General features: G+C 42.2%; 11 protein-coding genes. 6 read left to right on the top strand and 5 right to left on the bottom strand.

Annotation, left to right across the window (positions count from 1 at the left end):
* Positions 1–103: 103 nt before the first annotated feature.
* A complete protein-coding gene (locus tag L2764_RS08525; protein ID WP_248939796.1) occupies positions 104–2,056 on the bottom strand; it encodes a methyl-accepting chemotaxis protein in 1,953 nt (650 codons plus the stop codon).
* Positions 2,057–2,381: 325 nt separating this feature from the next.
* A complete protein-coding gene (locus L2764_RS08520) occupies positions 2,382–3,221 on the bottom strand; it encodes a LysR family transcriptional regulator (RefSeq protein ID WP_248939795.1) in 840 nt (279 codons plus the stop codon).
* A gap of 179 nt (positions 3,222–3,400) precedes the next feature.
* Here L2764_RS08520 and L2764_RS08515 point away from each other — a divergent pair, with 179 nt between their 5' ends.
* The 5 genes from L2764_RS08515 to pcaF all read left to right on the top strand — a co-directional run bounded on the left by L2764_RS08515 (position 3,401) and on the right by pcaF (position 9,132).
* A complete protein-coding gene (locus L2764_RS08515; RefSeq protein ID WP_248939794.1) occupies positions 3,401–5,029 on the top strand; it encodes a hypothetical protein in 1,629 nt (542 codons plus the stop codon).
* 83 nt (positions 5,030–5,112) lie between these two features.
* Entirely contained in the window at positions 5,113–5,823 is a 711-nt protein-coding gene (locus L2764_RS08510; protein ID WP_248939793.1) for a 3-oxoacid CoA-transferase subunit A, read from the top strand.
* Positions 5,820–6,575, top strand: a complete 756-nt coding sequence (locus L2764_RS08505; protein WP_446539678.1) for a 3-oxoacid CoA-transferase subunit B — start codon at positions 5,820–5,822, stop codon at positions 6,573–6,575. The genes L2764_RS08510 and L2764_RS08505 overlap by 4 nt, the downstream gene beginning before the upstream one ends.
* Positions 6,575–7,900 (top strand): aspartate aminotransferase family protein, encoded by a 1,326-nt coding sequence (locus L2764_RS08500; RefSeq protein WP_248939792.1) that lies wholly within the window; start codon positions 6,575–6,577, stop codon positions 7,898–7,900. Before L2764_RS08505 ends, L2764_RS08500 begins: the two co-directional genes overlap by 1 nt.
* A gap of 17 nt (positions 7,901–7,917) precedes the next feature.
* The gene (pcaF, locus tag L2764_RS08495; protein ID WP_248939791.1) at positions 7,918–9,132 is read left to right on the top strand and encodes a 3-oxoadipyl-CoA thiolase; all 1,215 of its coding nucleotides are present in this window, start codon (positions 7,918–7,920) and stop codon (positions 9,130–9,132) included.
* 12 nt (positions 9,133–9,144) lie between these two features.
* Here pcaF and ung read toward each other — a convergent pair whose 3' ends face one another.
* The 3 genes from ung to L2764_RS08480 form a co-directional block, all read right to left on the bottom strand.
* Positions 9,145–9,810: a uracil-DNA glycosylase gene (gene ung / locus L2764_RS08490; RefSeq protein ID WP_248939790.1), complete on the bottom strand. Its 666-nt coding sequence runs from the start codon at positions 9,808–9,810 to the stop codon at positions 9,145–9,147.
* Between the two features lie 55 nt (positions 9,811–9,865).
* Positions 9,866–10,480: a LysE family translocator gene (locus L2764_RS08485; protein WP_248939789.1), complete on the bottom strand. Its 615-nt coding sequence runs from the start codon at positions 10,478–10,480 to the stop codon at positions 9,866–9,868.
* Between the two features lie 196 nt (positions 10,481–10,676).
* On the bottom strand, positions 10,677–13,325 hold the full coding sequence (locus L2764_RS08480) for a TonB-dependent receptor plug domain-containing protein (RefSeq protein WP_248939788.1): 2,649 nt from the start codon (positions 13,323–13,325) through the stop codon (positions 10,677–10,679).
* A 313-nt stretch (positions 13,326–13,638) separates the two neighbouring features.
* Here L2764_RS08480 and L2764_RS08475 point away from each other — a divergent pair, with 313 nt between their 5' ends.
* On the top strand, positions 13,639–15,087 hold the full coding sequence (locus tag L2764_RS08475; RefSeq protein ID WP_248939787.1) for a sigma-54 interaction domain-containing protein: 1,449 nt from the start codon (positions 13,639–13,641) through the stop codon (positions 15,085–15,087).
* Positions 15,088–15,134: the final 47 nt, after the last annotated feature.

Raw genomic sequence — 15,134 nt, 5'->3', positions numbered from 1 at the left:
CAAATATCCATTTCATCAGAGTGAATGATGGAGCATTGTTATTAAAACAACATAACATTGAGATGCAAAAAAACTCACATCTCAACGGGTTAATACCAATCGCTTATATTTTAAACTGACTGACTAAAGCAGATAACTCTTCTGAAAGTTTAGCTAATTCGGTAATGCCACGATCATTTTTATCCGCCAAGGTGTGAATATGCGAGGATAAGTCGGCAATGGTTGTCACATTTTCATTCAGTGAATTAACCACGCTACTTTGCTCTTCTGTTGCCGTCGCCACTTGGCAATTCATATCAGCAATTTGCTGGATCACTTCCGTCACCATCTGTAAAGATTGACTCGCTTCCGTTGATTTGTCGACACCTTGTCGACTTGATAGAATCCCCACACTCATCGCATCAACCGCCGCTTGTGTGCCGTATTGAAATTGTCCAATCACCTTACGAATTTCTTCTGTCGACGCTTGAGTTTTCTGGGCCAGCTGCCTGACTTCATCAGCTACAACCGCAAAACCTCGACCTTGCTCCCCTGCTCTTGCCGCTTCAATGGCCGCATTCAATGCTAATAAGTTAGTTTGATCAGAAATACCACTAATCACATCAATGACTGTACTGATGGATTCTGCATGCTTAGCCAGATCGGTAATTTTAGATTCTGTTAATTGTATCTCTGACGCTAACTCATTAATAACCGCACTGGTATCCTTAACAATTTTATTCGATTCTTCAGTATCTTGCCTAGTCGCTTCAGTTTTCTGTGATGTTGACATCGCCAAACGAGATATTTCATGAACCGTTGCCCCCATTTCATTAATCGCAGTAGCCACTTGTTCTGAATTGATCCTTTGCTCTTGCGTCGTCTTAATGGTTTCTTCCGATGTGACCGATAAATCTACGATCACTTTCGCCAATGTCTTTTGATCGTCATCAATTTGTTTAATATCAGTATGTAATTTTTCGATGAACGCATTAAATCCCTTCGCTAATAAACCTAATTCATCATTACGACTTTCATCTAACCTTTGCGTTAAATCTCCCCTGTTATCAGCCATATTGATTAATGCCTGAGCAACATCATTAATCGGCCTCGTTAAGAAATAGGTCACCCACAGCATGATCAATACAAAGATCCCACCAATCACTAAGTTCGCAATAACACTATAAGTCGTTATTTCATCCAGCTCACTCATCAGATCATTAACAGGCAGTTCTGCAAATAACTGCCAGCTTAATTCAGGAATTGACACACTGGCTAAATAGTAAGTTTGTCCATTTTTAGTGGTTTCTTCAACCACAACCTGATCGGTATCTTGATATAAACTCTTCGCTATGCCCTGATAACCTTCAAGCATTTGGACTGAATCACGATCCACTCTCTCCAGCTGAGGATGCACAGTGATCAATCCATTATTATTAGTCGTAAAGACAAAACCTGATTGACCAATTTTATTACTGGTTACAATATCAATGATATGACCTAGCTCGTAGCCCATTCCTGCAATCGCAATCACTCTCCCATTCTCGCGAACAAGGACATTGACAAAAGCGGTCATTCGTTTCGAAACCATATCAATATCTAAATCCAAAGAAACCAAATCGGGATTGTTTAAACGATCAAAAAACCACTGATGACTCGGATCACTCTTTGATAATATTTCAGAAAAGCCCGAGTCTTTATAATATTTGTTTTCTATCACTGAAATCCAATAAACCGTACTGGCACCATTTTCTGTCTTTAGGCGTGATAAATAGCGTAAAACGGGGGCTGTCTCAGTTTCTTTTTCGCCCGCTAAATCCCAATCAATTAAAAACTGATTTTGAGCAATACCTTTAGAAAGCGAAATAGGGATCTGGAGTTCGCTGGAAATTTTATTTCTAATTTTTTCCAATCGATTCGGTAACTCTTCGCTTTGCACTCGACTTTCAACAATGGAGCGAAAAACATAATTAGAAGAAAAAGTGGCAAACATGATTGACGTTAATAAAGCAATACTCGTCAATCCCACTAAACCTCTGCGTATAGAGAAGGAGGCTATCCATTTTTTAATATTCATACTTTCATCCCTAACACGTTTTTATTTTTTAATTGGGGCCTAAGATCAACACTCAAAGCCCAAAACTCAACTAAAACAGCATCAGTCTGTGATGACTGATGTAAAAGAAATAGAACACGGTGATTATTTGTTCACTTTATATTTTATTATCAATTAGTTAACAAGCAAGGGCGAGCATTGTATAGACATTAATACTGAGGTCAAATAAGAAAACTCGATTGTTTGATGCATTCAATAAGCGACACAAGTAAAGCTCAGCTTTAATCATGCTTGAATGATTTATGGATACCTTACTGCCAATAATTTACATATCATTGCTGTTATTTCAATATACTCGATTTTCACAAACCTCTTTTACCGCTACAATCAGTGGCGTGTTCTCTTTATTGGCTTTATAAGCCAGCCCAATGTGCTTCACAAGGTTAAGGTCTTCTATGGGTAATAAAGTCATCCCTTCAGTTTCCTTAATTTCCTGCCAGTTAGGTAACAATGCAGCACCGATCCCAGTACTCACCAATTGCCAGGCATATTCAATTGTTCTGATATTAGCCCGATGTTGAAAATGAACAGCATGATTAGCCATCGCTTCCTTAAGCTTATTTAACGCATCGCAAGGCACACGATGAATAAATGGCATCGCATCGAGTTCTACTACCTTTACCACTTTTTGATCTGCCATTGGCCAACTCATTGGAATAGCCAGTTGATAATCATCTTGCCAAATAGGGACAAATCTTTCTTGGTTTGTCACGGAGTGTGCTAACACCACCCGAATATCACAGGGCTCTTCAGGATCCACTAAAGTTAATTCTAGATCCTTTATTTTTTCGGCGATCTGTTTAATGAAAAAACTCATTCGTTTCGCGCCGAGTGAACGCATTATCCCCAAACGTAAACTAACGGGCTTAGGCGCATCAGAGAAAAGATGGTAAATAGAATGGGTGTGCTCGGATATGTCTTTTGCTAAAGGATAAAGTTTATCTGCCGCGCTAGTCGGTAGCACGCCACGAGCATGGCGGATAAACAGCGTAATCGACAGCAGTGCCTCCAATTGTTGAATAGCGGCGGTAATCGATGGCTGGGACACAAAACAGACTTTTGCTGCCGCACTAATACTGCCTTGATCGTATACGGCTTGAAAATACTTTAATGAACGTAATTCCATAACACTTCATCACTTTTCCGGTTCTATCCCCTTCAACATACTGCAAGTCATATAGGTAATCTTTCAATAATGATCACGCTATAGGACACGGCTATAAGAGGCATAAAAAAATAATATTATTCAAAAGACCATATATTAATTATGGTCTTTTATCCATTCATTCATCTCATGGAAAGAAAATGAAATCATCGATGCCCTCTGAACTCCTTGACATCAAGAGTATTGATAATGATAGCGATGTTACTACAAGCACCGAACATCTCGTGGTGTCGGATGCCATGCTAGAACAGGCGATGCAACGCTATGAATACAATCAAACCACACGTCGCATTATTCATCAAGAGAAGCTCTTACCCATAGGGTTAGTCAGCCGCTTACAGGCTTCTTATCCAGAGCATTCCGGTTTTATAGAAAATAAACGGTTTTTGTTTCATGGAAAAGATCATTACACCGGTTTATCCGGCTTTAGAGAAGTCTGCAGCATTTTAGCTACCAATGGCATTGAAATAGGCCATATCCCTGCTCGGGAATTTTTTGTCGAAGTTTACCGCTTTTTAGCCACTCGCCACTCCTTGAACAGTATTAACTGGGATAACTATCATCAAGACTCCGTCTTTCAACTTGTCTTCGCTCAACCGGGGATGATAGAACCTGAAGCAACGAGACGCTATATCGAAGCCAGCGATCCTAAAGCCCGTACCCAAATAGCCATTGAATACATGGAAAGAACCAATCCTCATGATGGTAATCAGCAACTGAATAAACCTTGGTTTGAAAATGAAGCTGGTGACATCGAGTTTCTCGACGGTTCGCAACACAAATATCCCCAGTGCCAGCTGATCTTTGATAAAACCACTCAAAATTGTTTCTCCTTCTGCACTTACTGTTTCCGTCATGCGCAAGTGCGGGGCGACGAAGACATGTTTATACAAAAAGATATCCAGCAAATTCATGACTATGTTCGCCAGCACAAAGAAATTACTGATTTACTCATCACCGGTGGCGATGGGGGATATATGCCCGCCAGTCGTTTAAAGCAATATGTAATGCCATTAATCCAAGATCCCCGTTTATTACATGTTAAAAATGTACGTTTAGCAACCCGCTCTCTCACCTTTCAACCTGAAATGATTTTAAGTGATAAATATTCTGACATGTTAGAGCTATTTGACATACTTAGAGATAATGGCATTCAGCTTGCTTGGATGGCACATTTCTCTACCCCAAGAGAACTCCTTAATCCCAGCACTATAGCCGCCATTCGCCGCCTTCAAAATCATGGGGTCAATATTCGATCTCAAAGTCCAATCATGCACCATATTAGTTTATTCACCGATGACAAAGGGGATGTCGATGTGGCTAAATCGGCTCAAAACTGGATAGACTTAGCTGAAATTCTCGGCATGATGAGTATTGGCTTTCACTCCATGTATTGCGCCCGTCCAACCGGTGAGCATCATTACTACACGGCACCTTTAGCTAAAATTGAGCAAATATTTAATTCCATCTATCGCTCACTGGCCTCCATTAATCGCCCTTCGCGGCATATTTCAATGACGATTTCGGCAGGTAAACTGGCCATTTTAGGCACCTCTATTATTAATGGTGAAAAATGCTTTGCCCTGCAATTTACCGAAGCGCGCAATATGCAATGGATGAACCGTGTCTTTCACGCTAAGTACAATGAAACTGAAAATAAAATCGACTGTCTCGTCCCCTTTGACACTGATGAATATTTCTTTGAAGCAGAATTAAAGCAAATTGAGACTCAATTAGCCCAAGCCTTACAAACTAGATTAAATCATTAATCCAAAAAACAGTGAGCAACACCATGTTTGATGCTCACTAAATACTCATTCACAAGAAATATTAACTCACTCACAAAAAACTTATGATAAATAAATTTTCAACCTCAATCAAAGAGATCATCGCGACCATTTTTGATGGTGCCACCGTGATGATAGGTGGTTTTGGGGAAGCTGGCAGTCCGATTGAGCTTATTCATGCGCTCATCGATCATGGCGCTAAAAACCTGACCATCATTAATAACAACACCGGCAGTGGCCAAGTAGGACTGGCGGCATTAATTGCTAATGGACAGGTGAGCAAAATGATCTGCTCCTTTCCACGTACCGCCAACTCAACAGTTTTTCCTGAATTATATCGCGCCAAAAAAATCGCATTAGAACTGGTTCCCCAAGGCACGCTTGCCGAAAGAATTCGAGCCGGTGGTGCTGGGATCCCCGCTTTTTACACTGCCACCTCAGTCGGTACACCACTGGCTAACGGCAAAGAAATTCGTACCTTTGAGCAAACAGACTATGTGATGGAGCGAGGTTTAATCGCTGATTTTGCGCTTATCAAAGCACATTCAGCTGATCGCTATGGCAACTTAACCTACCATGAAACCGCACGTAATTTCGCCCCGATCATGGCCATGGCGGCCAACAAAACACTGGTACAGGCCCAACATCCTGTTGAAGCGGGAGACATCAATCCCGAGTCGGTGATCACTCCCGGTATTTTTGTTGATCATATCGTCACCGTCTCGTTGCCGCAACAAGAGTCGGTACTTGTCGCGCAAGGAAGGACTTACCCATGACAATCAACGATGAAAAAATAGCGGATAAAGATATGATCGATAAAAAAGCAACAGGTTGGGATAGAGAGCAAATGGCTGAACGAGCCGCTCAAGATATTCCCGATGGTGCTTATGTTAATTTAGGCATTGGCATGCCAGAGAAAGTTGCTCGCTATGTCCCCAAAGGGCGTGAGTTTATCTATCACACCGAAAATGGATTACTCGGCATGGGGCCTTCCCCAGATAAAGATCATATCTCCCTTGATTTAATCAATGCCGGTAAAAAGCCTGTAACTGCCATCCCTGGCGCCGCTTATTTTCATCATGCTGACAGTTTTGCCATGATCCGCGGCCGACATATTGATATATGTGTCTTAGGCGCAATGCAAGTGTCCGAAACAGGGGATTTAGCCAACTGGTCTACAGGTGCTGAAGGTGCGATTCCAGCCGTTGGAGGGGCGATGGACTTAGTCGCTGGAGTCAAAACTATTTTTGTCATGACCCAGCACACTACTAAGGAAGGACAGGCTAAACTCTTAAAGAAATGCCATTATCCCTTAACGGGCCCCAAAGTCGTTAATCGTATTTATACCAACCTATGTGTCATCGAAGTGACCGAGAACGGCTTTGAACTCATTGAACTTGCACCAAATGTTGACTTTGACTATGTCGCAGCCCACACAGAGGCCGAACTCATTGACAGCCGCACTCAAACACTGCCACTAACCACATGTCATTCTGATCCGTTACATCATACGGGGAGTCAATCATAATGGATTTAAATCGAAGCGCACAGTTATTTGAACGAGCACAAGCCGTACTGCCTGGTGGTGTGAGTCGAAATACCATTTTTAAATCTCCTCACCCCACCTATGTCAGTCATGGTAAGGGTTGTTACGTCACTGACATTAATGGCGTTAAACGGATTGATTTTGCCAATAATATGGCTTCACTTATTCATGGCCATGCACAGCCAAATGTGACCCAAGCGATTATTGAACAAGTTCAAAAAGGTACCGCGTTCACGCTGGCAACTGAATTGGAAATCGAATTTGCCGAGTTGCTGTGTCAACGGGTACCCAGCTTTGAGAAAATTCGCTTTGTCAATTCAGGGACTGAAGCGGTCATGGCAATGATAAAAACCGCTCGTGCATTTACCCAAAAAAGTAAAATTGCTAAAGTCGAAGGGGCCTATCATGGCAGTTATGACTATGCAGAAGTCAGTCAAACAGCATCACCTGCTACTTGGGGCGATGAACACCAGCCACACAGTGTGGCAGTCGCACGAGGAACACCCGATAATGCGTTAAATGATGTCATCGTTATTCCCTATAATGATGTTGATAAAGCCTTACACATTTTAAATCAACATAAAGAAACCTTAGCGGGTATTCTAATCGATCCCATTTCTCACCGAGTAGGGATGATCCCTGCAACACCTGAATTTATTGATGCTTTATATCAATGGAGTCGTGATAATCAAGCTTTGTTATTATTTGATGAAGTGATCACCTTTAGAACCAGCCTTGCTGGCGCACAAGCAAAATATAACGTTAAACCCGATCTAACCGCCATCGGAAAAATGATCGGTGGTGGGTTCCCCGTTGGTGCTTTTGCTGGGCGCAGCGATGTCATGCAAGTCCTCGATCCGAGTCAATCACCGCTTCTCTTACCGCATTCAGGGACCTTTTCAGCTAATCCTGTCACTATGGTAGCAGGCTTAACCGCAATGAGGTTATTTGATCAACCTACGGTTGACAAACTCAATCAACTGGGTGACTTTGCCAGAGTTCAGCTCACTGATACGATTAAAAAAGTTGGGATCAAGGCTTGTGTCACCGGTGCAGGCTCCATGTTTAGGCTGCATTTTAAAGCGCAAGCTCCGCAGCATTATCGACACGCTTACACCAATACGCTACAAACTCAAGCCACAAAATACTTACTTAATTATTTATTTGATAATGGGATCATGATGATCAACACGGGCTCCGCCATGTTATCGACACCCATGGGGAAAAAAGAAATTAATTATTTGGTTGAACAAGTCACTTCGGGCCTAACTCTTGTTAAAGATCAATTCCCAGCACTCAAGGTTTAACATAGCGAGGACATAACATGCTCAAAGATGTGTATATTTGCGATGCAATAAGAACACCTATTGGTCGCTATTCAGGCTCTCTTTCAACTATTCGCGCAGATGACTTAGCCGCCATTCCTCTGCAAGCTCTTAAAAACCGACACCCAATGTTGGATGTTCATCAAATTGATGATGTCGTGCTAGGCTGCGCCAATCAAGCGGGTGAAGATAATCGTAATATTGCCCGTATGGCTTTATTATTAGCAGGACTACCTGAAACCTTGGCTGGCGTCACCCTTAACCGATTATGCGGCTCAGGCTTAAACGCGATTGGTTATGCTATGCAGGCAATTAAAGCAGGTGAAAATGAATTGATGATAGCAGGCGGTGTCGAGCACATGACTCGCGCGCCCTATGTCATGGGAAAAGCACAAACGGCTTTTGATCGTCATCAAGACATGTTTGATACCACCATGGGATGGCGATTTATCAATGCTAAGTTAGATGCACGTTACGGCACCGAGACCATGCCACAGACCGCTGAAAACCTTGCCGCCAAATTTGATATTAGCCGCGCCCAACAAGATAGATTTGCTTTTTTAAGCCAATCCAACGCCGCCAGCGCCCAAAAAGCGGGGTATTTTAGCGAGGAGATCACCCCTGTACATGTGTTGCAAAAAAAAGCCCCCAGCATAATATTTGATACTGATGAGCATTTACGCTTAACCAGCCTTGAAAAGATGGCTAAACTCTCGCCAATTGTCCATCCACAAGGCAGTATTACCGCAGCGAATGCATCGGGGATCAACGATGGGGCCGCAGCAATGATTTTAGCCTCAGAAAGTGCACTTCGAGCTCAAAATCTTACCCCTAAAGCCAAAATATTAGGTATGTCAGTAGTTGGCGTCACTCCAAGTTTGATGGGCATAGGTCCCGTCCCTGCCAGCCAGAAATTACTGAGCCGTCTCGGATTAACATTGGAAGATATGGATATCATCGAGCTCAATGAAGCTTTTGCAGCTCAAGCACTGGCATGTATCCAAGCTTTGGGATTAAAAGAGGATGATCCTCGCATTAACCCCCAAGGCGGCGCAATTGCATTGGGTCACCCTTTAGGCATGAGTGGCACTCGCATTGTCATGTCAGCCATGCATCAACTTATCCGCAATCAACAACGCTATGCCTTGTGCACCATGTGTATCGGCGTCGGTCAAGGCATTGCCATGATCATTGAAAACGTTGATAAAGATTGAGAGCAAAGACGTCTAAACTTGCCAATCAATGGGAGTTTGGCCACGTTCCATCAAACGCTTATTTATATCAGAAAAATGACCACAACCAAAAAAGCCACGATAGGCTGATAAAGGTGAAGGATGCGGGCCCGATAAAATAACATGCTGACTCGTATTAATAAGTTTACCTTTTTTAATTGCATGCCCGCCCCAAAGGACAAATATAATGGGCTCAGTCTGCTCACTAAGCAAATTCAATACGTTATTGGTAAAGGTTTCCCAACCGATTTTTGCATGTGAATGGGCTGATCCTCGCTCAACGGTTAATACCGTATTGAGCATGAGTACTCCTTGCTGTGCCCAAGGGGTTAAGCAGCCATGAGATGGAATGGTAAACCCTTTAATATCCGTGGCTAATTCTTTATACATATTCACCAGTGAAGGCGGGACTTTAATGCCTTCTTTCACCGAAAAGCATAAACCGTGAGCTTGATCTGGGCCATGATAAGGATCTTGACCAATCAAAACGACCCTAACTTGATTTAAAGGTGTGAGTGTAAACGCTTTTAAAACATCACTTTCAGGAGGATAAATCTCTTTTCCTGTTACCCGCTCTACCGTTACAAAATCGGTAATAGACTGATAATAAGCTTGCGACTGTTGCTCAACTAAAAAATGCTGCCAATCTAAATGTTTCATAACCATCCGAACTCAAGATCAATAAAGTAAAAAATATAACAAGGTAAAAAGTACGTTAGATCGTAAACCAAACGCGGATAGCCAGTAAAATCAGCACAACCCCCGAAATTTTATCGATAAGTCCAGCTTTGGCTCTTAATTTCGGTAAAACCGCGCCATGAGACAAGACTAATGCAATAAAGGTATACCAAAGTCCATCGACGACTAATGGCGTGAATACGATGAGGGACTGACCTGCTGTCGTACTGGCATCCATAACAAATTGACTAAAAAGTGCCACAAAGAATAAGATGATTTTTGGGTTAAACAGTGAAATTGCAATGCCATCTCTTGCTGCTACGCGCGCAGAAGTATTCTTTCCTGCCGCTAATTTATCGGCCATCCCCCCTTTGGAGCGTAATGCTTGGACACCTATCCAGGCTAAATACAAGCCACCCACTAGTGCAATACCATTAAACACTAAGGGGGCATGTTTTAATAAGGCGGCCAATCCCAATAATGTCAATAATGCATAAATACCAATACCAATAGAATGTGCCCAAGCGCAAACGATGCCTTTAGCCCTTCCCCCGCCTAATGTGTGGCGCACCACCATGGCTAAACTCGGCCCTGGGGACATGGCGCCTAAAAAACTAATGGCTAATAAACTGAGCCACGATGTTAAGGTCATATTTTTTCATCCTGTTTTAACATTTTATCTTTATTAAAAATCTTCAGCCCTAATGAAACTAAAAACGGTACCGAACTTTTTCAGTTGCGTCCAGACTCTACTATAACGGCCTATTCTATCATTAATGATAAAAAAGCCTTGTCTAAAAACAAGGCTTTTTACTCATGGAAAAATAGACTGCTTCATTTTACTCAGACTAAAAGCGATAGATGCCTTTCAGGTAATAATAACCGCCATTAAATCCATAAGGAGAGGTTTCATAATAGACCCCGCCCCAAGCATTGCTATCATCTCCAGGCGTAGACGGATCATCATAATCGATACGCTCTGCTTTTTTATCGAAAATATTTTGAGCGCCCACTGCAACCGTAAAGGCTTCATTAATATAATAACTCAGCTCCATATCCACTGTCACAGCATCGGATGCCGTTTTTGCTGTAGCATCATAATCGACGTGCACGCCCTGATATTCACCATAGTAATTCACTCGAGTAAATAAACCCAAGTACTCCCAAGCTTGATTCCAAGTAAACGTCGCTCTGTGTTTGGGTAAATCATTTTCTAATCGTGAAACCTTAAAATCCCCAGTGACATCGGTATAACTATCGACCGTGGTTTCATTCCAGTTATACACTAAGGCAAAACTGGAATCTCCCCAAAGGAGATCAGTACTGTAGTTCGCGACAAAATCGACGCCTTGAGTCGTTGTATCAAAATCATTGGTAAAATAACTGACTTGAGATAAACCTTCCACATTAGGTATACCATCCGCAATTAATATCGCTTTATCCGCATCGGATAAATCAATTTTAGCTGACTGACTAATCCTGTCATCTACCTTAATATTGTAATAATCCAGCGTCATATATACCTCACCTAAGGTATAAACCACCCCTAAGGTATAGCTACTTGACTTTTCAGGGCTTAACTCTTCGCTGCCCAATTGCAGAGCAATCGGATTAGTTGGGGATAATAACGCTGCATCGACTAACACACCCGATTCAAAACTGGTTTGTACAGTGCTGACATTAGCTTGCCCAACTGTCGGTGCTCTAAAGCCCGTATTGTAAGATGCACGCAATGCAATATCATCAGTCACTCGCACATTGGTTGCCACTTTATAGTTCGTGGTCGAGCCAAAGGTTTCATAATCTTCATAACGCACTGCCGCCTCTAACAACCAGTTATCGGTAAAGGGCATGCCCACATCAACGTACCCAGCATAGTTAGTCCGAGTATACTCACCCGCTTGCGCTGGCGTAAAACCGGGAAAGCCATTCGATCCCACACTAAAACCTTGTGTACTTAGTGGCCCTGCTTCATAGGATGCGACATCGCCTGCTAAAATTTCAAACGTTTCATCATGCCATTCTGCGCCAAAGGCAAAATTAACATCATCGGCCATACCAAAATCGATATATTTAACGAGATCGGCATTGAAGTTCCATTCGGATTGAATATATTTTCCGGGGCTAAAATCTCTGGGGGTATCAGCGCCCAGTGAGGCATTAACCGTATTATAAATCTCATAACGGGATTCATTGCTACCATAACTGCCACTAAAATCATAATCTATACCTTGTATCCAAGGAATTTGAAACTCCCCTCGTGTGCCCGCGACAATGGAGGTATCTTCGATATGGCCACCAAAATTAGGCGTAAAACCACCGGGTAGCATTTCAGTAAACGCGAAACAATTAGGATTGTTGGCTACCCCATCGATATAATTTTGCTGCGTGGCAATATTATTCGAGGTGATCTCAATATTCGAGCAACCTATACCATCACCATCCGCTAAGCCATTATTCACTTGCCCAACATCACCCGGTGTTAAATCGCCAACTAAAAGATAATTTACAATAGTTTCATTACCGTTTTCATCTAGTACTTTTTTCGGATTTGAATACACTCCCCCACGAGTATTAGGGTTTCGATAATAAAATCCGCCTTTCACATCTCGTTGGGAATAGTTGCCAAACATATAAGCCTGCGAAAACTCATCTAAATCTAGCCCTAAGTTAGCAAATATGCTGATATCATCACTGATCTCAGGCGAGCCCCAGACTTGAGCGGGGTCATCAACATCAACCCCCGCTAAGCCAAAAGCGGCAGCATCGGGCCGTTGCACACTTCGGCTGGTTGGATCGGCATTTTTATAAGAAAAACTTAAATTAGCAAAGCCATCTTGAGTTAATGGCATACCAATGTTGCCTAATATTTGGGTGGTGGTGCCATCGCCTTCATAATATTCGCCTACTTTCGCTTCTAAAGAGCCCCCTTCAGCATCGTCTTTTAATACAAAGTTAATCACTCCCGCAATGGCATCTGAGCCATATTGCGCTGCTGCCCCATCGCGCAATACTTCCACTTGTTTGAGGGCGATACTCGGAAAAACTGAAATATCAGGGCCATGGGCACCATCATTAATGCCACCACCTTGAAAAGTAATCACTGATGATCGATGTCTTCGCTTGCCATTGACTAAAATTAAAGTACTGTCAGCCGATAAGCCTCTTAAGTTAGCTGGCCGTACTAAACTTGCAGTATCACTAATGGGGTTAGCGTGCACATTCAGTGATGGCACCGATCCTTTTAAAATCTCAAGCATATCGGTACTGCCTGAGCGAGCTATTTCATCACTGCCAATAATATCAATCGGCACAGGCGAATCGGCAATGGATCGCGGCGCGGCGCGTGAACCCACCACCGCAATACGCTCCACTTTTTCATCAACGGGCACGGGCACATCTTCTGCTAAGGCTATGTGACTCATTAAACTACCTGAAATGGCAATCGATATCGCAATACTGAGGGTTTTTTGCTTAAATTTATTAGTTATATGCATTTCATCAAATTCTCATTTTTATTGTTATGATCCTGCCGAAGCATTAGCGCTAAACAAGCAGTGAACTGAACCCAAATGAGCCAAGAATGTAAAGAAACACCCAACAGCAAGCACATAAGCGAAACATTAATCTAACAAAAAACAATAACAATGCACAAGAGATGCGTAAATACTCTGAAAATGAGCCTATATCAGATAAACGATTCATATCAGAGATCGGTGTTTTAGTAGGGATGCACATACACGATATTTCGTGTTTTCAACGAGTCGCTTTATAATCACCCATTACGCTAATCTAGACAGGGTTGACTTTATGGCTTCTTCCACATTAAAAAATGAATCTGGCACCGAATTTTTACCTGAAAATCAATTAATTTTAAATGCAGTCAGTGAAGGAATTTATGGTTTTGATCTGGATGGCAATGCTGTTTTTATCAACCCTGCGGCAGAAAAAATGACCGGATGGAAAACGGATGAGTTACTGGGCAAAAATATCCATGATTGCCATCATCATAGCCACAGTGATGGTCGTCACTACCCAAAAGAAGAATGTCCTATCTATAATACATTACAAGATGGTATACCCAGAGAAATTACTCACGAAGTCTTTTGGCGCAAAGATGGCACTTGCTTTCCTGTTCTTTATAACTCAACACCGGTTTATAAAGACAATAAACTGATCGGCGTAGTCACGATATTTCGTGATATTAGTATACAGAAACAAACAGAACACTCTTTAAGACATGCCTTAAAACAAGTGCAAGCACTTTCAGAGAAACTCTCATCAGAAAACCAATACCTACAACTTGAATTAGCCGATAAAACCGGTGATGTCGGAATATCCGGTCATAGTGAAAAGATAAAAGAGTTAATACAGCAGATTAAACTCGTAGCGAATACTGATAGCACCGTCCTCATTAGTGGTGAAAATGGCACAGGTAAAGAACTGGTCGCCCGTAACCTACACCAATTAAGTCATCGAGCCGATAAACCCCTAATCAGCGTAAATTGCGCTGCCTTTTCAGCAACATTACTCGAAAGTGAATTATTTGGTCACGAGAAAGGGGCCTTTACGGGCGCAACCAATCGAAGAAAAGGCCGTTTTGAATTAGCCGATCACGGCACACTCTTTCTCGATGAAGTCGCAGAGCTCTCTCTAGAAGCACAATCGAAACTTTTACGGGTCATACAAGAACAAGAGTTTGAACGCGTAGGAAGCAGTGAAAGCATAAAAGTCGACATTCGCCTAATGACGGCCAGTCACCATGATCTCCTTAAACGTGTACAGCAAGGCCTCTTCCGAATGGATCTTTATTATCGACTCAATGTTTTCCCTATTATGGTCCCCGCTCTTAGGGACAGATTAGAAGATATTCCTGAACTAGTTAACCATCTAATACATGATTTAAATAGAAAATTAGGGAAGAAAATAAAAGGCGTCAGTAAAAAAGGCTTACAACATTTAATGCTGCATAATTGGCCAGGTAATGTTCGTGAATTACAGAATGTGCTTGAAAGAGAAATTATTTTATCTCAAGGTGACGTCCTTCAAATTGCGCCCATTACGACCATTAATACGAACAATGCATTACAAGCCTCATCTCTTACCCTTGCCCAAATGGAGAAGCAATATGTCACCCAAGTGCTGCAACAAGTCAACTGGCGGATCTCCGGTAATACTGGCGCCGCTACATTACTCGACCTTGCGCCAAGTACATTACGATCACGCATGAAAAAACTGGGGATCACCAGGCCAAATTAATCTTTTGTGATCTATATCTCATCCCATTTATGTGATCACACGCAGTA

The organism is Shewanella surugensis (assembly GCF_023284005.1).
GTDB classification, from domain to species: Bacteria; Pseudomonadota; Gammaproteobacteria; order Enterobacterales; family Shewanellaceae; genus Shewanella; species Shewanella surugensis.
The sequence above is the reverse complement of the archived record's forward strand: the minus strand, read 5'-3'. Positions and strand labels throughout refer to the sequence as shown.